General features: G+C 52.4%; 18 protein-coding genes and 8 tRNA genes. 21 read left to right on the top strand and 5 right to left on the bottom strand.

The genetic code is table 11. The annotated features are described in order from the left end of the window. The first annotated feature begins 183 nt into the window (after positions 1-183). The 8 genes from ACFQI7_RS29195 to ACFQI7_RS29160 all read left to right on the top strand — a co-directional run bounded on the left by ACFQI7_RS29195 (position 184) and on the right by ACFQI7_RS29160 (position 1,060). Positions 184-271: transfer RNA gene (locus ACFQI7_RS29195), tRNA-Ser, on the top strand. 11 nt (positions 272-282) lie between these two features. Further along, positions 283-359: transfer RNA gene (locus ACFQI7_RS29190), tRNA-Met, on the top strand. Between the two features lie 13 nt (positions 360-372). Next, positions 373-448 (top strand) — tRNA-Val (locus tag ACFQI7_RS29185). Between the two features lie 16 nt (positions 449-464). Beyond that, a tRNA-Thr gene (locus tag ACFQI7_RS29180) sits at positions 465-540 on the top strand. A gap of 17 nt (positions 541-557) precedes the next feature. After that, positions 558-634, top strand: a tRNA-Asp gene (locus tag ACFQI7_RS29175). Positions 635-798: 164 nt separating this feature from the next. Further along, positions 799-874 (top strand) — tRNA-Phe (locus ACFQI7_RS29170). A gap of 16 nt (positions 875-890) precedes the next feature. Further along, positions 891-976: transfer RNA gene (locus tag ACFQI7_RS29165), tRNA-Tyr, on the top strand. Positions 977-984: 8 nt separating this feature from the next. Next, a tRNA-Lys gene (locus ACFQI7_RS29160) sits at positions 985-1,060 on the top strand. 185 nt (positions 1,061-1,245) lie between these two features. Here ACFQI7_RS29160 and ACFQI7_RS29155 read toward each other — a convergent pair. From ACFQI7_RS29155 to larA, 5 genes are all read right to left on the bottom strand, one after another. Beyond that, positions 1,246-1,563 (bottom strand): MTH1187 family thiamine-binding protein, encoded by a 318-nt coding sequence (locus ACFQI7_RS29155; protein WP_218100986.1) that lies wholly within the window; start codon positions 1,561-1,563, stop codon positions 1,246-1,248. Positions 1,564-1,659: 96 nt separating this feature from the next. After that, complete coding sequence (locus ACFQI7_RS29150; RefSeq protein ID WP_218100985.1) at positions 1,660-3,234, bottom strand: GMC family oxidoreductase; 1,575 nt, start codon at positions 3,232-3,234, stop codon at positions 1,660-1,662. Beyond that, on the bottom strand, positions 3,224-3,832 hold the full coding sequence (locus ACFQI7_RS29145) for a gluconate 2-dehydrogenase subunit 3 family protein (protein WP_218100984.1): 609 nt from the start codon (positions 3,830-3,832) through the stop codon (positions 3,224-3,226). Before ACFQI7_RS29145 ends, ACFQI7_RS29150 begins: the two co-directional genes overlap by 11 nt. 3 nt (positions 3,833-3,835) lie before the next feature. Continuing rightward, positions 3,836-4,228: a hypothetical protein gene (locus tag ACFQI7_RS29140; RefSeq protein WP_218100983.1), complete on the bottom strand. Its 393-nt coding sequence runs from the start codon at positions 4,226-4,228 to the stop codon at positions 3,836-3,838. A gap of 77 nt (positions 4,229-4,305) precedes the next feature. Beyond that, on the bottom strand, positions 4,306-5,604 hold the full coding sequence (gene larA / locus ACFQI7_RS29135; protein WP_230415291.1) for a nickel-dependent lactate racemase: 1,299 nt from the start codon (positions 5,602-5,604) through the stop codon (positions 4,306-4,308). A gap of 385 nt (positions 5,605-5,989) precedes the next feature. Here larA and ACFQI7_RS29130 point away from each other — a divergent pair, with 385 nt between their 5' ends. The 13 genes from ACFQI7_RS29130 to hisH all read left to right on the top strand — a co-directional run bounded on the left by ACFQI7_RS29130 (position 5,990) and on the right by hisH (position 17,886). Then, the gene (locus tag ACFQI7_RS29130; protein WP_218100982.1) at positions 5,990-6,841 is read left to right on the top strand and encodes a C40 family peptidase; all 852 of its coding nucleotides are present in this window, start codon (positions 5,990-5,992) and stop codon (positions 6,839-6,841) included. Positions 6,842-6,966: 125 nt separating this feature from the next. Then, positions 6,967-8,088 (top strand): PucR family transcriptional regulator, encoded by a 1,122-nt coding sequence (locus ACFQI7_RS29125; protein ID WP_218100981.1) that lies wholly within the window; start codon positions 6,967-6,969, stop codon positions 8,086-8,088. A gap of 90 nt (positions 8,089-8,178) precedes the next feature. Next, a complete protein-coding gene (locus ACFQI7_RS29120; protein WP_218100980.1) occupies positions 8,179-9,303 on the top strand; it encodes an ABC transporter ATP-binding protein in 1,125 nt (374 codons plus the stop codon). A 113-nt stretch (positions 9,304-9,416) separates the two neighbouring features. Then, positions 9,417-9,791, top strand: coding sequence for a winged helix-turn-helix transcriptional regulator (locus ACFQI7_RS29115; protein WP_218100979.1), 375 nt, complete (start codon positions 9,417-9,419; stop codon positions 9,789-9,791). Positions 9,792-9,878: 87 nt separating this feature from the next. Further along, the gene (hprK, locus tag ACFQI7_RS29110; RefSeq protein WP_218100978.1) at positions 9,879-10,820 is read left to right on the top strand and encodes an HPr(Ser) kinase/phosphatase; all 942 of its coding nucleotides are present in this window, start codon (positions 9,879-9,881) and stop codon (positions 10,818-10,820) included. A 41-nt stretch (positions 10,821-10,861) separates the two neighbouring features. Continuing rightward, entirely contained in the window at positions 10,862-12,007 is a 1,146-nt protein-coding gene (lgt, locus tag ACFQI7_RS29105) for a prolipoprotein diacylglyceryl transferase (protein ID WP_218100977.1), read from the top strand. Continuing rightward, entirely contained in the window at positions 11,985-12,623 is a 639-nt protein-coding gene (gene ppaX / locus ACFQI7_RS29100; RefSeq protein WP_218100976.1) for a pyrophosphatase PpaX, read from the top strand. Before lgt ends, ppaX begins: the two co-directional genes overlap by 23 nt. A gap of 12 nt (positions 12,624-12,635) precedes the next feature. Further along, positions 12,636-13,136 carry an acyltransferase gene (locus ACFQI7_RS29095; RefSeq protein WP_218100975.1) on the top strand — a complete coding sequence of 167 codons (501 nt, stop codon included), beginning with the start codon at positions 12,636-12,638 and terminating at the stop codon, positions 13,134-13,136. Positions 13,137-13,512: 376 nt separating this feature from the next. Further along, a complete protein-coding gene (locus ACFQI7_RS29090; protein ID WP_218100974.1) occupies positions 13,513-14,694 on the top strand; it encodes an ATP phosphoribosyltransferase regulatory subunit in 1,182 nt (393 codons plus the stop codon). Positions 14,695-14,709: 15 nt separating this feature from the next. Next, positions 14,710-15,354, top strand: a complete 645-nt coding sequence (gene hisG / locus ACFQI7_RS29085) for an ATP phosphoribosyltransferase (RefSeq protein WP_218100973.1) — start codon at positions 14,710-14,712, stop codon at positions 15,352-15,354. Between the two features lie 14 nt (positions 15,355-15,368). Then, on the top strand, positions 15,369-16,658 hold the full coding sequence (gene hisD / locus ACFQI7_RS29080; protein ID WP_218100972.1) for a histidinol dehydrogenase: 1,290 nt from the start codon (positions 15,369-15,371) through the stop codon (positions 16,656-16,658). Between the two features lie 13 nt (positions 16,659-16,671). Further along, positions 16,672-17,262, top strand: a complete 591-nt coding sequence (hisB, locus tag ACFQI7_RS29075) for an imidazoleglycerol-phosphate dehydratase HisB (protein ID WP_218100998.1) — start codon at positions 16,672-16,674, stop codon at positions 17,260-17,262. Then, on the top strand, positions 17,263-17,886 hold the full coding sequence (gene hisH, locus ACFQI7_RS29070) for an imidazole glycerol phosphate synthase subunit HisH (protein WP_218100971.1): 624 nt from the start codon (positions 17,263-17,265) through the stop codon (positions 17,884-17,886). It abuts the gene before it with no gap. The last annotated feature ends 16 nt before the right edge of the window (positions 17,887-17,902 follow it).

Below are 17,902 nucleotides of genomic sequence, written 5' to 3'. Positions count from 1 at the left end.
TTTTCGAAGAAAAGCTAGCTTCGGAAGCATTAGCTAAAAGATTCAGCATTAAGCATTTTGTTGCAGCGAAGATTTATCTTTTTGAAGTGACCTTTGTGCGAAGCACAACGGAACGATAAAAGATAAATCGGAGCCTCGTTTCGATCCAGTTTTCAGGGTACAAATCCTGTACTGATTGAGCTTGGAGAGATACCCAAGTGGCTCAAGGGGACCCTCTGCTAAGGGGTTAGACTGCGTAAGTGGTGCGAGGGTTCGAATCCCTCTCTCTCCGTAGTATATCATGGCGGCGTAGCTCAGCTGGCTAGAGCGTACGGTTCATACCCGTAAGGTCGGGGGTTCGATCCCCTCTGCCGCTACCAATTTTATATTTATGGAGGCTTAGCTCAGCTGGGAGAGCATCTGCCTTACAAGCAGAGGGTCGGCGGTTCGATCCCGTCAGCCTCCACCATGTAACAACTCAATATGCCGCTGTAGCTCAATTGGTAGAGCAACTGACTTGTAATCAGTAGGTTGGGGGTTCAAGTCCTCTCGGCGGCACCAGTTTTTATCCATAGTGTGGAGCCGTGGTGTAGAGGCCTAACATGCCTGCCTGTCACGCAGGAGACCGCGGGTTCGAATCCCGTCGGCTCCGCCATTGATTTACTTCCCTGTAAGGGATGAGAACCTATAAGGTTCGTCGAAGCTTATGCTTCGTAAGTCTAACTACGCAGTCTCGGAGTGTAACGAAGAGTATCCCGTCGGCTCCGCCATTAATTTCCTGCATAGGAAGTGCAGTTAGAACAACATAATACATAGCATGGCTCGGTAGCTCAGTCGGTAGAGCAGAGGACTGAAAATCCTCGTGTCGGCGGTTCGATTCCGTCCCGAGCCACCATTGCTTTTTATAATATGGAGGCTTAGCGAAGTGGCCAAACGCAGCAGACTGTAAATCTGTTCTCTGACGAGTTCGGTGGTTCGAATCCATCAGCCTCCACCATTATTTTCGAGCCATTAGCTCAGTTGGTAGAGCACCTGACTTTTAATCAGGGTGTCGTAGGTTCGAGTCCTACATGGCTCACCATTAGGTGAAAATAAGAAGAGACCTTAACGGTCTCTTTTTTGCATTTGTATTGTTGAGCTTAATAAGCGTCCTTCCATCCTGGGTGACAGCCGCCGCTGCAACAACAAGTGCGATGAGTAGTGTAAAGATACACGACGGAAGTCGGGACCAAATCAAACATATAGCGCTAGCTGGGCGCCCTGCATTTAAAGCGAGCGATTGTCCAACTTCTCTTGCACGGAACGAAGCTTCTGTTCCATAGAGGCTGCTTTGTCGCGGCGATCATCGATTTTAATCGAGGTGGATACCCGTGAGGCGCCTTGACTGAACGGCGCTTCATGCAAACGACGAATGACCTGCAGCAAATCGTCAAGTTCACCGTCAATTATCGTGCTCATCGATGTCATTTCAAAACGGATCGCTTCCGGGGCTTCCTCAAGCAGTCGATGAAGATCGGCCACGTACCCGCTCAAACTGGTCGTTGCGGTACCGATCGGAATTACGGTAACTTCCACTATAGCCACAACCATTCACTCCTTTTCCTTTCATTTTACAGGTATCTCATGCAAAAAGTAAACGAGGACCACCTCAACAAGAGAGATGATCCTTCGTGACGAAAGTTACAGTTCCAGCCTAGACGCTTTTTCCTTTATATATTGTGCCGTTCTGGAGGCAAGTGCCATCACGGTATTAGTCGGGTTTCCGCCACCCGAAGTGACGAAGATGCTCGCGTCGCAAATAAACAGATTCGAAATATCATGAGTTTGTCCATAAGAATTAACAACCGAATGAGAAGGGTCATTTCCCATACGGCAGCCGCCCATCAAATGAGCTGTGTCAGGGACGACAAATTCGCTTTTACCTCCCGCAGCTTCCAAAATATCGCTCATTTTCCCGATCGCGTGCTGGATGAGGCGAAGATCGTTGTTGCCGTAACTGAACGTGACCTTTGCTCGAGGCAAGCCGTGCTGGTCCTTCTCATCACTCAGCGTAATCGCGTTCGCTGGATCGGGCAATACTTCGCCCACAAGCGTTATGCGGCCGTAATAGTTGTAATCGAGCATCGCTTCGCGCAAACGCGATCCCCACACCAGCTGGCCGCCGCCCGACTGGGCAATGCCCTGAGCGAAGCCGAGCGGTCTTACGCCGTGAGCATGGAGGGTATATCCTCTTACAAAATCACGGTCAGACGACGTATCGTAAAAATGCTGCGTCGTAGCTAGGACCGGCGTGCCCTTATAAAGACGTATTTCCTTATCAAATCGCGCGTATACGTCGTGACTGCTGTGGGTCATGAACGCTTTTCCGACCCAGCCGCTGCTGTTGGCCAGTCCTTCAGGAAACATCGAGTTGGCCGAGTTCATAAGCAAGCGCGGGGTTTCCACAACAAACGCGCTTAATATGACTAGTTTGGCACGCTGCTCATACGTTTGGCCTTCATGTACGAAGGTAACGCCGCTTGCGCGTCCATCACTGCCCATATTCACTTGCGTTACCATACAGTCCGCGAGCACCTCAGCGCCTGCACGGATCGCTTTGGGAATATGGACGATCAACGTACTGAATTTTGCATTGGGCATGCATCCCTGATTGCAAAAGCCGCGATTAATGCAAGGCGGGCGATCTTCGAAAGGTGCCGATAAAATCGCGAGCGGCGTAACGACCCATGGAATACCGAGTTTTTCGCAGCCTATGGAAAAGATTTGCGCATTGGGGCTGATCGGATCCCGTTCCGGGTACGGATAAGGGCCGTGAAATCGTCCCCATGGGAAATGTTTGGGACCGGAAACCGCAATTTCCTTTTCTACCTTCGTGTAGTACGGTTCCAAATCATCGTAGGTGATCGGCCAATCTTCCCCGACGCCGTCGATCGTGCGGGTTTGAAAATCGGACTCGTGAAACCGCAGGAACACGCCGGTAAAATGTACCGTACCGCCGCCGATTCCATATCCGGAATTGTTGTGTCCCATCTGCAAAGGATCGCTGCCGTCGACAATGCGGGTGTCCTGCCAACCGAGGCTTTGCATGGACAGCTCGTCGCTGGCAAAATCGTGTTGTGCATCGCGAAGCGGTCCGGCATCAAGAACCATGACCTTCATGCCGAATTCGCTGAGTTCCTTAGCCAGTACGCCGCCTGCGGCGCCTGCTCCGACAATGACGACGTCGACCGTTTCGTCTCCATATTTACGCTTCATTTTTTTTCGTATCCTCCTTCGGCTCCCAAGGATCGAGTTGTCCGAGATCCATCCGTACATAACCGCGCGGATAGGCGGGCCCGGCATAGCCGATATCCGACCATATTTTCGGATGAGAATAATAGGCGTCAATCGTGAGCGACAGCATTTTTTGAAAGAAAGCGGTTTGAGGCACGGGCTTCCAAATTTCCGCCGGAAGCGCCTGACCTTCGCTAATATCGGTCATAATTTGTTTTTGGCGTGCGGCTTCCAGATGAAAAAAATGTTCCGTAAACATCGATTGGCAGGCTTGATCCAGTGCATGGAGACCGCCTCGTACAAGCTGACTTAACGGGGGCTCCCCGGGTTTTCGCTGGCTTTCTTTGCCGGAACCGAGCGATTGGTCGAAATGATCAATGACATACTGTATCACTTCAGGTCGATTATCATCCATTAACAGCGAGCACCAGGAACGCAGCATTTCGGCTTCCACAGTCATAAGGAAGACATATTCGCCCTCCGTATGAACACGGGAATTGACGATATGGCGGGTATGGTCATCCCAGGCCCGTTGTTCGTTCATCACATCGTAAAAAGGATATCGGGACGTACGCTTCATAGCCTACCTCCAATAATATGCAATCAGACCGAGTACGCTAAGCGCGCTGAACATAACCGGCAGCACCACGGGAGGACCGACGAGAAAATTTCGCATCGTATAACCGCCGACACGGATTCCGACGCCGTGAAAGTGGTAATAGAAACCAACACCCCCGGCCAATACCCCGAACCACATCAAATACAAAAACAGCGACAGAAGCCATTCCAGTCTTGCCAGAGCAAGCACAAACGCCGTCAGACTAAACACCGGAGCGGAAATAACCGGGACCCACATCGCTTTGTGATGAAAATTTTGCCGATAGTGGGACAGCGTGACTTGCACCCAGAGAGCCAAAAAAGCGATACCGACAAACGCAAATACAACCCGTTCCATTGGCCAATGGCCCCAATTCATAAACAAACCGCCTCCCGGAGTAGGATGAACTTTACATATGGTAAAAACTTGCAGAAGCTTTCTAAAAGGGTACAACGCTAACCATTTCTTGGATACGTCAGAGCGCCGAACGGCATAACGGCCACCGTAGTGTCCGGGTGGCAAGTTTCGGAAGCGATGGCCCCGTTTAAATCCGGGGCTGGAATAAACCCGAGAAGCTCCGTTACATGCGTGGGCAGGGAAGAATGCAAGTAGACTTTGTAGCTGCGAAGCACTTCGTCGATGTGCAGTATTTTATGTGCTCCTACCACGAAATTTTGCTGCAGCCTGGCCACCATTCGCTCCCGATTCGGCATCGTTTCGATCCAAAATTGAAATATGCCGTTGCCGAGCATTTCCGGGCATTCCGCGACAAGAATAAGCGCTCCCCCCGGTTTTGCGAAGGATGCCGCATTGCGAAGCGCTTTGAGCGATTGGTACAATTGCAGATCTTTCGGCGAGCCGCCCGGTGAAACGATAACGATGTCATATCGCTTCTCTACCGGGACGACAAAAAGATCGGCGGCATAAGATACGCCGGCACGATGGGCGTCGATAATATGACCTGCTACCGCATGAATGACTTGCCGGTCGTGATTCACGATGACGTTCAGCAGGAAATCAATTGGAAGAAAGGACAGCGATTGTTCCAAGTCGCGATGGATGTCATTATCCGGATCACCTGGTGCAGCTTTTACTTTAAGGGACAAGCTGTGATTCGCTTCAATACAGCGATGAGAGGCTACGCCGGGGATCATCGCCTTTACGCCGCCTGAAACGCCGACAAGGGAATGGGGCTCAATATTGCCGGTCACAATGCGCAAGGGGGCTTCGGCAACCGTCCGGTTGATTTCCACCGGGGTTCCGAGCGAAGTTGTACCGACATGCACGCAATCTTCGGCAATGGGCGAATGATTATGCACCCGGACCCGGTTATACGCCTCTTTTCCGACCAATCGCTCCAGCTCATCAGCCGTATGCTTACGGTGAAGCCCGAGTGCGACGACGATGTCGATCGCCTGATCTGCGATGCCGGCGATGTTGAGCTCCTCCAAGAGCGGACCGAGCAGCAGCGATGTGGGGCACAGGCGAGTTCCGTCGCTGACGAGGATGACGGCGCGCCCTTTTCCGGCGGCAAGCTCCCGCAGAGGCGGGGTTCCGATGGGTGCTTCCAATGCTTGACGAATGCGCAACAGGGAGCTCCGTTCATCCAAATCTACAGTATCATGCTGGACGTATGTAATCGTATCGTACGCTTTAGGGATAGCTACAGAAAGCGCGTTTTTACCGTAACGAAGGACAGGGATGGACGGTTCCTCCTTTGCAGCCGAATGCATGAACATTTGAATTATTTCCACAACACGATAAATTATCCTCATTTAGCCAGCCCATTTATGGCGATCACACATAATTACCAACGAAGGAAAATGGTACTTCAGGCAGACCGTTCTGATCCGCCAAGGGAGCCGTTTCGCTTGCACTCTGCAAGAGATCGAACTCGCAAAGCGAGGAAATATCAAGGCTTTCCAGCCTTTTGTTTACGGCAACGAAAATGACTCCAAGCTGATCGGAGACAAGGTCTGTTCGGCGGGGGATGGCTATTGTTGGTCGGCCTCCCAGAAGGATACGAATAGAGGCAACAATTGCGTAATGCGTCGGTTTTTTCTCCCATGGTAATCTGTGAGTACAGGAACGATAATGCCCAAACATGGGGAATAATAGACAACTTGGGAGGAAGAATTCATGTTCAAACGCGCTGTAATTCGTACGACCGGTATAACTGTGGCCATGACGATCCTATTGACGGGTGTGCTGGCCGGGCCCGCAATGGCTGCTTACGACGATATGGATGCGGTTTCCATCGCTAAAAAAATGACAGGAAAAGACTATGCATGGGGAGCGGAATCCCCGAGCAAAGGTTTTGACGCTGCCGGCCTCAACTACTATATCTACAGGCTGCTCGATTATTCCATGCCCCGTGCGCTGGACGATCAGTTCAAGATGAACAAACCGCTTATCAAATCGCTTAGCAGCGCGAAAGCAGGCGACGTGCTGTTTTTCGGTAAAGGCAGCAGCCCGGACTTCACTGGCGTTTATATCGGCAACAATAAAATGATAAGCAGTTCAAAGTCCAGCGGCGAAGTCGTAACCAGAAGTGTAAACGACTATAAGAGCCAATTCATCGGAGCAAGACGGGTTTTATCGGCACAGGACCAAAAACGCGTTAGCCTTGTACTTACCGCGCAAAAATATTTGGGTACACCGTACGTCTTCGGCGCGAAATACGGACAGACGAATACATTCGATTGCTCCTCGTTCATGAAGTGGATTTTCGCCAAGCACGACATTACGCTGCCGCGCGTGTCTCGCAACCAGGCGAAGGAAGGGACATTTGTGAGCAAAGCGAATTTGGATACAGGGGATTTGGTTTTTTTTACAACGGTAAACTCCAAAGGCAAGATCGGACATGTCGGGATGTATATCGGCGACGGCATGATGATACATACGTACGGGGAAGGAGGAGTGAAATACAGCACGATCGAATCGGGCTGGTGGAAAGATCACTACGTGACAGCTCGCAGAGTGATCAACTGACTCTACCTTATAAAGACGGCATGGAGCGGGCGGATGCGCTTGCTCCTTTTTTATGAAAAAGCATGAAGGGCGATGATGTGTTACAATAAAAGCAACTAAAGATAAATAGGTGGGGAGCCTGAAGGATGGACTGGGAACGGGTGAGACAGCAGTTGGAGCATGCACTGGGCCTTCCGGTAAAAACCGTCTTATGGCCTTGGGAAGATTGGCGTCGGATCGCGCAGGAGGAACACAATGCCGATGAACCGACACAGCAGCCTCGAAGCGTCGTGAGAGAAGGCAGCGTGTTTTTTTTCGTACATCGGGAAGGACAGACGGCCGTATTGCTGCAAATGGAGGCTGCTGGCGTAAAGCCGGTGGAGCGGCAGCTGGTCGAGCTGATGTTGGACCTGAAAAGCAACCAGGATCACAAATCATCATATTCTGGCAGCGAAGAAGAACGCAAGGCGGGGCTCGTTCGGGAATGGTTTCGCGGACAGCAGGAGCTCGGCATGACGCAGGCGGAAATGCCCGATTCGCTCGTATCCCAATTGTCGTTATATTCGACAAAAATCCCATTACTGCTGTTCGGCGACTATACTACATCGCGGCGGGTATATTATGCGGACCTGAAGAAGCTGCTCGAAACGTTTTTTGACAGTGAGCTTACATTAATTCCATTAACGGATAAAGAGTGGCTCATTTTGGCTCCGGAAAAAATATTGTCCATGGATGCAGGTGATGAGCGCGATGACCAGCAGGACGAGACGCTGGAAGACAAACTTGCGGCCATAGGCTACGGATTGCACGAGATGCTGGAGAGCGAATGGGTGGGGGAGAGCCATCTGGCCGTTCATTACCCGATTATGCCTGCAAAATCGCTCTATGCCGTCGTGCTGCAGCTGAGAGAAACGATCATGCTCGGGCGTACATATCATATCGGCAACAATATGCACTTGCCATGGGAATTGCAATTGGAGAAGCTGGTGCATCTGATTCCGGAAAATGAGAAAGCGAGCTTCCTCGAACGCGTGCTGAAGCGTCTGGATGTGGCGCTGGATGCGGAGACGCTAACGACGCTGGAGCAGTTTTTTCAGCTTGATTGCAATGTCAGCGAAACGGCGAAAAAACTGTATATTCACCGCAACACGCTTCTTTACCGGTTGGATAAATTCAAACAGGAGACGGGACTTGACGTTCGCACGTTCAACGATGCCGTCATTGTGAAGATCGCCATACTATTGTACAAAGTAACGAAAAGAAAGTGATTTTTTTGTGAAGATTGTGCATAGTCATTTACGAGCAGGTAGGGTAAGATGAAGTCATAACACGATACTATCTCGTAGGGGGAATAAATCATGGCAGGTGTACGTTTGAACCACATCGTTAAGAGATATCCGGGGGCAGAAGAAGCAACGGTTAAAGACTTCCACTTGGATATCAAGGACAAGGAGTTCCTCGTATTGGTAGGAGCTTCCGGCTGTGGTAAGTCTACTACACTTCGTATGATCGCCGGTCTTGAAGAAATTACGGAAGGCGAACTGTACATCGGCGACCGTCTGGTGAATGACGTAGCTCCGAAGGACCGCGATATCGCGATGGTATTCCAGTCCTACGCTTTGTATCCGCACATGAGCGTGTACCAAAACATGGCTTTCGGTTTGAAACTCCGTAAATTCAAGAAAGCCGACATCGATGCCCGCGTTCGCGAAGCGGCTAGAATTCTCGATATCGAGCATTTGCTGGAACGCAAGCCTAAGGCGCTCTCCGGTGGTCAGCGTCAGCGCGTTGCCTTGGGTCGTGCGATCGTTCGTGAACCGCAAGTGTTCCTGATGGACGAACCGCTTTCCAACTTGGACGCAAAGCTGCGCGTACAGATGCGCGCGGAAATCAACAAGCTTCACAAGCGTCTTGAAACGACCGTTATCTACGTAACACATGACCAGACAGAAGCCATGACGATGGGCGATCGGATCGTCGTTATGGATAAAGGCATTATTCAACAAGCGGCTACACCGGAAGAGATTTATAACTTCCCTGTGAACATGTTCGTTGCCGGCTTCATCGGTTCTCCTTCCATGAACTTCATTACGGGTGGATTTGTAGAGCAAGGCGGAAGCTTGTACTTCAAGGCTCCAGGATTGAATGTGGAAATTCCGGAGGGCAAAGCAAAAGTATTGCGTGAAAAAGGCTATGTCGGCAAAGAAGTGATCATCGGCATTCGTCCGGAGGATTTCCACGAAGAAGCGATCTTTATGGAAGCATCCCCGAACACGATCGTGAACGCACACATCGAGGTTGCCGAGAACCTGGGTCACGAAATGTTCCTGTACCTGAACGGACTTGGTACGCAAAGCGTAGTTGCGCGCGTAGACGGCCGCTCTGGCATGAAAGAAGGCACGAACGTGAAGCTTGCGGTCGACATGAACAAAGTTCATTTCTTTGACAAAGAGACAACCTTGTCCATCTTGGTAAATGCATAATAGTTGATTGAAAACAAAGGTCAGTCCTATCCAGGCTGGCCTTTTTTGCTGCTTGGAGGGTGCGGCGAAAGATTCGTAAAGGGATTTGATCTTACGAAAGTCGGGGTGCGGTTATGATCGAACAGCAGGAGTGCGAAATGACGCAAACGATTCAATTGCTGAGCAAACGCTGGACCATTTTTTTGCTCGAACAACTGTTGACGGGACCTCAGCGGTTTTCCAAAATCGGTTGCCAATTATCGATTAGCGGCAGACTTCTTTCCGAACGATTAAAAGAACTCGAATCGGCGGGCCTTGTTCAACGAACGATATATCCGGAAATGCCGGTACGAATCGAGTATGCGCTTACGGAAAAAGGAAGGGCATTTAAACCGGTATTGGACGAGATCAGGAAATGGGCCGAGCATTGGGCAAGGCCAGAATTGGAAAGATGCTGTACGGAAATGAAGATCCATGACTGCGAACATTCGAACCCCGATGAAGCATAATATGCCGTAATTGGTCATGGAAAGGTTGATTTCACTAGATAAATTATATAGGATGGGATTATTGGGAACATAAAGGAGAAGGTCACCATGCCGAAAAAAGTGAAAGTGTCGGATTTAGTGAAAGAGTTCCATCTGGAGGTCATTTGCGGCGAAGAGGGACTGAAGCGACCGATTACGGTAGCCGACCTATACAGGCCAGGGCTCGAAATGGCCGGTTATTTCGAGTTTCACCCGAGCGAACGGGTTCAAATATTAGGGAAGACGGAGCTGACGTTTTTCGATGGACTTTCCTCCGAAGAACGAACCGATCGGATGGTGCGCCTTTGTGCACACGAGGACACGCCGTGCATCATTATAAGCCGCGGCTTGGAGCCGCCGATCGAATTGCTTGCTGCGGCCAATGATCGTGGGATTACCGTGGCGAGAACCGGCGTAGCCACGACGATCTTTACGAGCCGGCTGACCGGCTTTTTGGAAAACCGGCTCGCACCGACAACGACAATTCACGGCGTTCTTGTAGAGATATACGGGATTGGCATGCTAATTACCGGTTCCAGCGGCATCGGCAAAAGCGAAACCGCGCTCGAACTCGTCAAGCGAGGACACCGTCTGATTGCCGACGACGCGGTGGAGATTCGTCAAACCGCCGATTATCAATTGATAGGGAACCCACCCGAGCTGATTCAGCATCTGCTTGAAATTCGAGGTATCGGGATCATCAACGTCATGACGTTGTTCGGAGCCGGCGCCGTGAGAAGCTCGAAAAAAATTTCCGTCGTCTGTCGTTTGGAAACATGGCAGCAAGAAAGGCAATATGACCGTCTAGGACTGGATGAGGAAACGACGAAAATCATCGAAACCGATATTCCGGTTGTGACCATCCCTGTGCGCCCGGGACGAAATTTGGCGGTTATTATTGAAGTGGCGGCGATGAATTACCGGTTGAAGCGAATGGGCTACAACGCTGCTCTGCAGTTTACGAATAAACTGACCGAATCGCTTGCGGAAGATATGGACGATTTGGAATAGGTAGCAAACGAAACATTTTCGCGCGAGAGAAGGGGTTATGAATGTTAGGCAAGTTCCTGGCAATCAATCCGGTTGCTTTTTCTATAGGGTCGTTAAGTGTGCATTGGTATGGCATTATTCTCGGCACCGCGGCATTGGTCGGTTTATTGCTGGCTATACAAGAAGGGAAGCGGTACGGGATTATCCCGGACTTTTTTATGGATTTGGTGCTGATCGGCGTTCCTTCGGCGATCGTCGGTGCGCGGATTTATTATGTCGCTTTCAAATGGGAAGATTATAAAGACAATTGGATCGAAATTATCAAAGTATGGCATGGCGGGATCGCAATATACGGCGCTTTAATCGGAGCCATCATAGCTGCGGTCATTTACGTGAGGCGCAAAAAATACTCGTTCTGGCGAATCGCGGATATTTGCGCGCCAGGATTGATTGTGGGACAAGCTATCGGACGCTGGGGCAACTTTATGAATCAGGAAGCGCATGGCGGACCCGTGTCCGAGTCGTTCTTGCGCGGCAATTTGCATCTTCCTGATTGGATCGTAAATCAAATGCTCATCGAAGGGCAATATTATCATCCGACGTTTTTGTACGAATCGCTTTGGAATGTGCTGGGCTTATTGTTGCTTTTCGTGCTGCGGAGACAATCGTTTCTGCGTGCGGGTGAACTTTTTTTCAGTTATTTCATTTGGTATTCGATCGGCCGATTTTTCGTGGAAGGCCTTCGGACAGACAGCCTGGACTTTACGGGTCCCGCTTGGCTGGCCGGGCTTATGAACGGACTATGGTCCCCGATGCATCTATTCGGCTTTGAGGCCGGCACGATGACATATGGCGGCAATGTACGGATTTCGCAGCTGCTTGCAGTACTCATAGTGATCGCGGCGATTATATTGATCATCGTCCGCAGACGTACGGGCGCGGCATCCGAATATTATTCGGACCCGATTCGTCGGATCGGTGAGGAGCCGGCTGCTGCCGAAACGGGCGAGACAAACGTGAAGGCAGAAAAAACAATCGAAACGGCCGGTACAACTGAAACGGGCGAAACCGCTGTAGCGCAATCCAAAGACGAGCATAAGGCTGGGGCGGAAGATGCAGAAGCCGGCACAAGCCAAGAAAATAAAGAAGAAACAACCGACAGCAAGTTAAAGGAGCAGAAACAGCATGATCCGAACGGTACTGTTTGATTTGGACGGAACGATTCTTGATACGAATGAACTGATTATACAATCGTTTTTGCATACGTTTGAAGGCGTTACGCCGGAGCCCGTCACGCGGGAGCATATTATTCCGAATATGGGCCGGCCGCTAGTTGAGCAGATGGTTTACTTTTCAGGGCGACAACAAGTGGACGACCTGGTAATGAAATACCGCAAGTTCAATGTGGAGAAGCATGATGAACTGGTCAAACAATTCCCGCATGTGAAGGAAACGCTGGCGAAGCTGCATGCAGCAGGCGTCAAGCTAGGCGTTGTGACAAGCAAAATTCGGCTGACGACGGAGATGGGCCTGAAGCTGACCGGGATGTTCGACTATTTCGGCACGATCGTAACGGTTGATGAAGTGGAGAAAGCGAAGCCCGATCCGGAAGGAATCTTGAAGGCGCTCCGGGAGCTCGGAGGGGATGCGGAATCTGCGCTTATGGTCGGCGACAGCCACTATGACCTGGAGGCGGCCAAAAACGCCGACGTTCGTTCCGTAGCCGTCGCATGGTCGCTGAAGGGCGAAGATTACTTGAAACAGTACGCACCGACGCATTTAATCAAAGATATTCGCGATTTATTGCCGATCGTCGGGGTGTGAGGGGATAGCGCATTGAGACAAACCGACCGTTTTCCTGTGGATGGACCGAACTCACTATGGCAAATGTACAATACCATCAGCCCATGGAAAGCAGTGCGCAATTTTATGTTTATCCAGCTGTCCAGGTATACTCCCTCCTTGCCGATGAAGCGGTGGATTTATCGCCGTATTTTAGGAATGAAGGTGGGAGAGCATACCTCTTTTGCTTTAATGGTCATGGTGGATGTGTTCTTTCCGGAAAAAATCGAGGTTGGCGATAATTCGATCATCGGCTACAACTCGACGATTTTGACACACGAATATTTGATCAAAGAGTATCGAATCGGCAAAGTGCGCATCGGCTCCAACGTGATGATCGGGGCAAATACGACGGTATTACCAGGTGTGACGATAGGGGATCACGCCGTCATCGGAGCGGGCTCGGTGGTACATAAGGATGTTGCGCCGTACAGCTTTGTGGCGGGGAATCCGCTGCGTGTCATTCGCGAGGATGTTCGCGCCAGTGAAGAGTAGGCAAAGAAAGAGTAGCAGGTCCGCATAGGGCCTTTTTTGTTATAACATCGGAATCTTTCAAGGGAAAGCTTCGTCTAAAACACACAGTATCTTCATTGAAAGCTTCGATCTGAAGCTTTACTTATACAAGCCATAGAGCTATCAATAGGTGACGCTGGTGCGAGAAGGAACGGATGTACAATAGAGGGTCGACAGCGGGTACGGAGCGAATGCTTGACGGGTGTTAAAACATGTGGAAATGATTGACGAATCACGGACTTCCATGATAAACTTACGAATACATTCTTTATCTTGGTAGTATGGTAGCATATTAGCGGACTAAAGCATTTCTTTTCATACATGCAATACAATTCAAACGAATAGCAGGGTGAAGCCGTTGTCGAAACCGAAAGTATTTGAGAAACCGACAGGTGTAAAAGATTACGTCCCCGAAGCAGCCGCCAAGCTGCGCAGCATCGAATCGAAAGTGATGCAGTGCGTGGAGCGGTGGGGTTACCGGGAAATTATAACCCCGACGCTCGAGTATTACGATACGGTCGGCGTTGCCAGCTCGACCGAGGACAAAAAGCTGTTCAAGCTGCTCGATCGCAAAGGAACTACGCTGGTGCTTCGTTCCGATATTACGTCGCCGATTGCGCGCGTCGTATCGTCGGTGTTGAAGGAACAATCGTTTCCGTTGCGTTTATCGTACCGGGCGAACGTATTTCGCGCAATTGAGGCGGAAGCGGGGCGGGACGCGGAGTTTTTTCAAACCGGCGTGGAGCTGGTGGGAGATGCGTCATCCGAATCGGATGCGGAAGTGATTGCGATCGCGATTGCTTGCCTGCAGGCGGCGGGAGTAAAGGAGTTTAAAATCGCCGTCGGACATGTCGGCTTCTTGAACGGGCTGCTCGAGGAACGGCTTCAAGATCGTCAGGAAGCCCAAACGTTGCTCAAGGAATGCTTGTTGAGCCGCGATTATGTCGGGTACCGCGAAACGATCCGTTCACTCAGCCTGGCGCCTGATGTGCAGCAGGAGCTTGAGGGGATATTGCGCCTGCGCGGGGGACAGGAAGTGTGCCGGCAGGCTGGAGAAGCTACGCGCAATCCGATAGCGAAGCAAGCGATCGAGCATTTGTGCGAAATTTGGGATGTGCTTAGCGCATACGGCGTGAGCGAGCACGTGCTGATTGATTTGACGATGATCGGAGACTTCTCTTATTATACAGGGATGACGTTTGAAGGCTATGCTGCGGAGCTGGGCTTTCCGGTTTGCAGTGGAGGCCGTTACGATAACTTGCTCGCGCAGTTCGGACGTCCGGCGCCGGCGACAGGCTTTGCGCTCAAGACGAACAGAATTCTTGAAGTAGCGGGCGATGAGACGGATGCGTCTCTTCGCCGCATGCTGATTGTTTATTCGGCTGATCGCCGGGCGGAGGCGCTGGCCAAGGCCGGCGAGCTTCGGAGCCGAAATGGAGTGGCGGTAGAAACGCAGCTTCTCGGCAAAAGCGGGAACGACGGCTTCGGCCATCGGGAAGATGCTTTGCGCTTTGACGAAATATTTAAGTTTGTACAATAAAGGAGCGGCGTTCGCATGCAGGATATTTTAAAAGTGGCGATGCCCAAAGGACGCATTTACAAACCGGCCTCGAAGCTGTTTCGCGAAGCGGGTCTGGCGATTCCGGAGGACATGGAAGATTCCCGCAAGCTGATCATTCCGGTGCCGGAGGCGCGGATGGAGTTCATCATGGCCAAACCGGTCGATGTAGCGACCTATGTGGAATACGGCGTGGCGGATATCGGTATTGCGGGGAAAGACTTGCTAATGGAGGAAAACCGCGACGTGTATGAGCTGCTCGATCTCGGTATTGCGCGCTGCCGCATGTCGGTTATCGGCTTGCCGGACTGGAAGCCGGTGCTGAATCCGCGGGTGGCGACGAAGTATCCGAACGTGGCGTCGCAATATTTTCGCGAACAAGGGCAGCAGGTCGAAGTGATCAAATTGAATGGATCGATCGAGCTTGCACCGCTCATTGGACTTGCCGACCGGATTGTCGATATGGTCGAAACCGGCAGTACGATCCGCGAGAACGGACTGATGGAGCATGAACAAATCTTTGCGATTACGAGCCGTCTTATCGCCAATCGGGTGAGCTACCGGATGAAGAGCGAAGCGATTCAGGCGCTCTGCGACCGGCTGCAGCCGGTCATTGCCGCCGTGGCGTCGGCGTCGAAATAAAGGGGGAGCGGACCATGCGGATTGTACCGGCATCGGAATTTGCTTTGAAGCGGGAAGTGGAATACGGCTCCGCGCAGCAAAATGAGGCGGTGAAAAGCATCATCGAAGAAGTGCGCCGGGACGGCGATGCGGCACTGCGCCGCTTCGCGGAGCGGTTTGACGGCGTGCGCGTGGGCGATCTTCGCGTCACGAAGGAAGAGATCGAGGCTGCCTATGCGCAGGTGGACGAACTCTTTCTCGCCGCCATTCGCGCGGCAGCGGCGAATGTGCGCCGCTTCCACGAGAAGCAGCTGCGCTCCTCGTGGATGGATTTGCAGGCCGACGGAAGCATCCTCGGCCAGGTCATTCGACCGCTGCGCCGGGTCGGGCTTTACGTGCCGGGCGGCAAGGCGGCGTACCCTTCGTCGGTGCTCATGAACGCGATTCCGGCGCAAGTGGCAGGCGTGCCGGAAATTGTAATGGTGACGCCGCCGGCGACGGCCGGGATCGAGGGCATTAACCCGCATATTCTGGTGGCGGCGGCGGAAGCGGGCGTGAAAGAGATTTACCGCGCCGGCGGGGCTCAGGCAGTAGCGGCGCTTGCCTACGGGACGGAATCGATCCCCGCGGCGGATAAAATCGTCGGGCCGGGTAACATTTACGTCGCGCTTGCCAAGCGGTACGTGTTCGGCGCGGTCGACATCGACAGCATCGCCGGCCCGAGCGAAATCGTCGTGCTGGCGGACGAGACGGCGGATGCCGCCTATGTGGCGGCGGATCTGCTGTCGCAGGCGGAGCACGACGAAATGGCTTCGGCGATCTTGATCACGCCGTCGCAGGAGCTGGCCGAGGCGGTCGCCCGCGAGGTCGACCGCCAACTGAACGAGCTGCCGAGGCGCGAGATCGCGGCGCAGTCGATCCGAGACTACGGCGCGATCTTGACGGTAGCGAGCCTCGAGGAGGGCATCGACGCAGTGAATCGGTTGGCGCCGGAGCATTTGGAGATCATTGTGCGCGAGCCTTTCCAGTATCTCGGCAAAATTGAGAATGCCGGCGCGATCTTCCTTGGCCCATACAGCTCGGAGCCGGTAGGCGATTATTTTGCCGGACCGAACCATGTGCTGCCGACCAATGGGACGGCGCGCTTCTCTTCGCCGCTAAACGTGGACGATTTCATGAAGAAATCGAGCGTCATTTACTACAGCAAAGAAGCGCTGCTGCGGGATGGAGAACAAATTATCGCGCTTGCGCGCCACGAAGGGCTGGACGCGCATGCGCGTGCGATACAAATTCGTTTGGAGAAAGAGGGGACTATCCGTGGCTGAGCAGGACATTCAGATGGGCGGGCGCCGGGCCGAGATCGCGCGCAAAACGAACGAGACGGACATCCGTTTGGCATTTAACGTGGATGGAGAGGGCATCTCCGAGATTGAAACCGATGTGCCGTTCTTCAACCATATGCTCGATTTGTTCACGAAGCACGGCCTATTCGATCTGCGCGTAGACGCCAAGGGCGACATAGAGATCGACGACCATCATACGGTCGAGGATATCGGCATTTGCCTTGGGCAGACGCTTCGCGAGGCGCTCGGCGACAAGAAGGGCATCAAGCGTTACGCCAACGTTTTCGTACCGATGGACGAAGCGCTGGCCCAGGTGGCGATCGACATCAGCAACCGTCCGCATCTGGAATACCGGGCCCAATTCCCGTCCGCTACCGTAGGCAGCTTTACGACGGAGCTCGTGCACGAATTTTTATGGAAATTTGCGCTCGAAGCGCGCATCACGCTTCATGTGATCGTGCATTACGGCCACAATACGCACCATATGGTGGAAGCGGTGTTCAAGGCGCTCGGCCGTGCGCTCGACGAAGCGACGAGCATCGATCCGCGCGTGAAAGGTGTTCCTTCGACGAAGGGAGTGCTGTAAATGATCGCGATCATCGATTACGGCATGGGCAACTTGCACAGCGTCCGTTCGGCGGTGGAGCGCCTTGGCTATGAGGCTGTCGTTACCTCGGACGAACGCGAGCTGTTGGAAGCCGGAGGCGCGATTCTTCCCGGCGTCGGCGCCTTTGGTGATGCAATGGACCAGTTGCGGGAGACGAAGCTGGGCGAAGCGGTATTGCATTATGCGCAAGGCGGCAAGCCGCTGCTCGGCATTTGCCTCGGCATGCAGCTGCTGTTCGACCGCAGTCAGGAGTACGGATCGCATGAAGGGCTCGGGCTGCTGCCCGGCGAAGTCGTCCGTTTCCAGGGGGACTTCAAGGTGCCGCATATGGGGTGGAACAAGCTTGCGTTCCATCAGCCGAGTCCGTTATTCCGCGATCTGGAAGAGGGGCATGTATATTTCGTTCACTCGTTCCATGCGCTGCCGGAGCGGCAGGACGATTTGCTCGCTACGACCGATTATTATGGACCGGTTACGGCTATTGTCGGACGCGGCAATGTGTTTGGTATGCAGTTTCACCCGGAGAAGAGCGGCAATATCGGCATGAAGCTGCTCGGCAACTTCCTGAGCTTGTGCAAGAGCGGGCAGGCCGTTCAATCGTAAGCGCACAACCCCGGGA

Origin of the sequence: Paenibacillus allorhizosphaerae (assembly GCF_042659105.1) — a bacterium.
In the GTDB taxonomy this organism is placed as follows: domain Bacteria; phylum Bacillota; class Bacilli; order Paenibacillales; family NBRC-103111; genus Paenibacillus_G; species Paenibacillus_G allorhizosphaerae.
This window is presented reverse-complemented; position numbering and strand designations above follow the sequence as displayed.

Bases quoted from the DNA above. Each gene is read 5' to 3' on its own strand.
- ACFQI7_RS29150 (WP_218100985.1), bottom strand. From the start codon at position 3,234: ATGAAGCGTAAATATGGAGACGAAACGGTCGACGTCGTCATTGTCGGA.
- ACFQI7_RS29145 (WP_218100984.1), bottom strand. From the start codon at position 3,832: ATGAAGCGTACGTCCCGATATCCTTTTTACGATGTGATGAACGAACAA.
- ACFQI7_RS29140 (WP_218100983.1), bottom strand. From the start codon at position 4,228: ATGAATTGGGGCCATTGGCCAATGGAACGGGTTGTATTTGCGTTTGTC.
- ACFQI7_RS29130 (WP_218100982.1), top strand. From the start codon at position 5,990: ATGTTCAAACGCGCTGTAATTCGTACGACCGGTATAACTGTGGCCATG.
- ACFQI7_RS29125 (WP_218100981.1), top strand. From the start codon at position 6,967: ATGGACTGGGAACGGGTGAGACAGCAGTTGGAGCATGCACTGGGCCTT.
- ACFQI7_RS29120 (WP_218100980.1), top strand. From the start codon at position 8,179: ATGGCAGGTGTACGTTTGAACCACATCGTTAAGAGATATCCGGGGGCA.
- ACFQI7_RS29115 (WP_218100979.1), top strand. From the start codon at position 9,417: ATGATCGAACAGCAGGAGTGCGAAATGACGCAAACGATTCAATTGCTG.
- hprK (WP_218100978.1), top strand. From the start codon at position 9,879: ATGCCGAAAAAAGTGAAAGTGTCGGATTTAGTGAAAGAGTTCCATCTG.
- lgt (WP_218100977.1), top strand. From the start codon at position 10,862: ATGTTAGGCAAGTTCCTGGCAATCAATCCGGTTGCTTTTTCTATAGGG.
- ppaX (WP_218100976.1), top strand. From the start codon at position 11,985: ATGATCCGAACGGTACTGTTTGATTTGGACGGAACGATTCTTGATACG.
- hisG (WP_218100973.1), top strand. From the start codon at position 14,710: ATGCAGGATATTTTAAAAGTGGCGATGCCCAAAGGACGCATTTACAAA.
- hisD (WP_218100972.1), top strand. From the start codon at position 15,369: ATGCGGATTGTACCGGCATCGGAATTTGCTTTGAAGCGGGAAGTGGAA.
- hisB (WP_218100998.1), top strand. From the start codon at position 16,672: ATGGGCGGGCGCCGGGCCGAGATCGCGCGCAAAACGAACGAGACGGAC.
- hisH (WP_218100971.1), top strand. From the start codon at position 17,263: ATGATCGCGATCATCGATTACGGCATGGGCAACTTGCACAGCGTCCGT.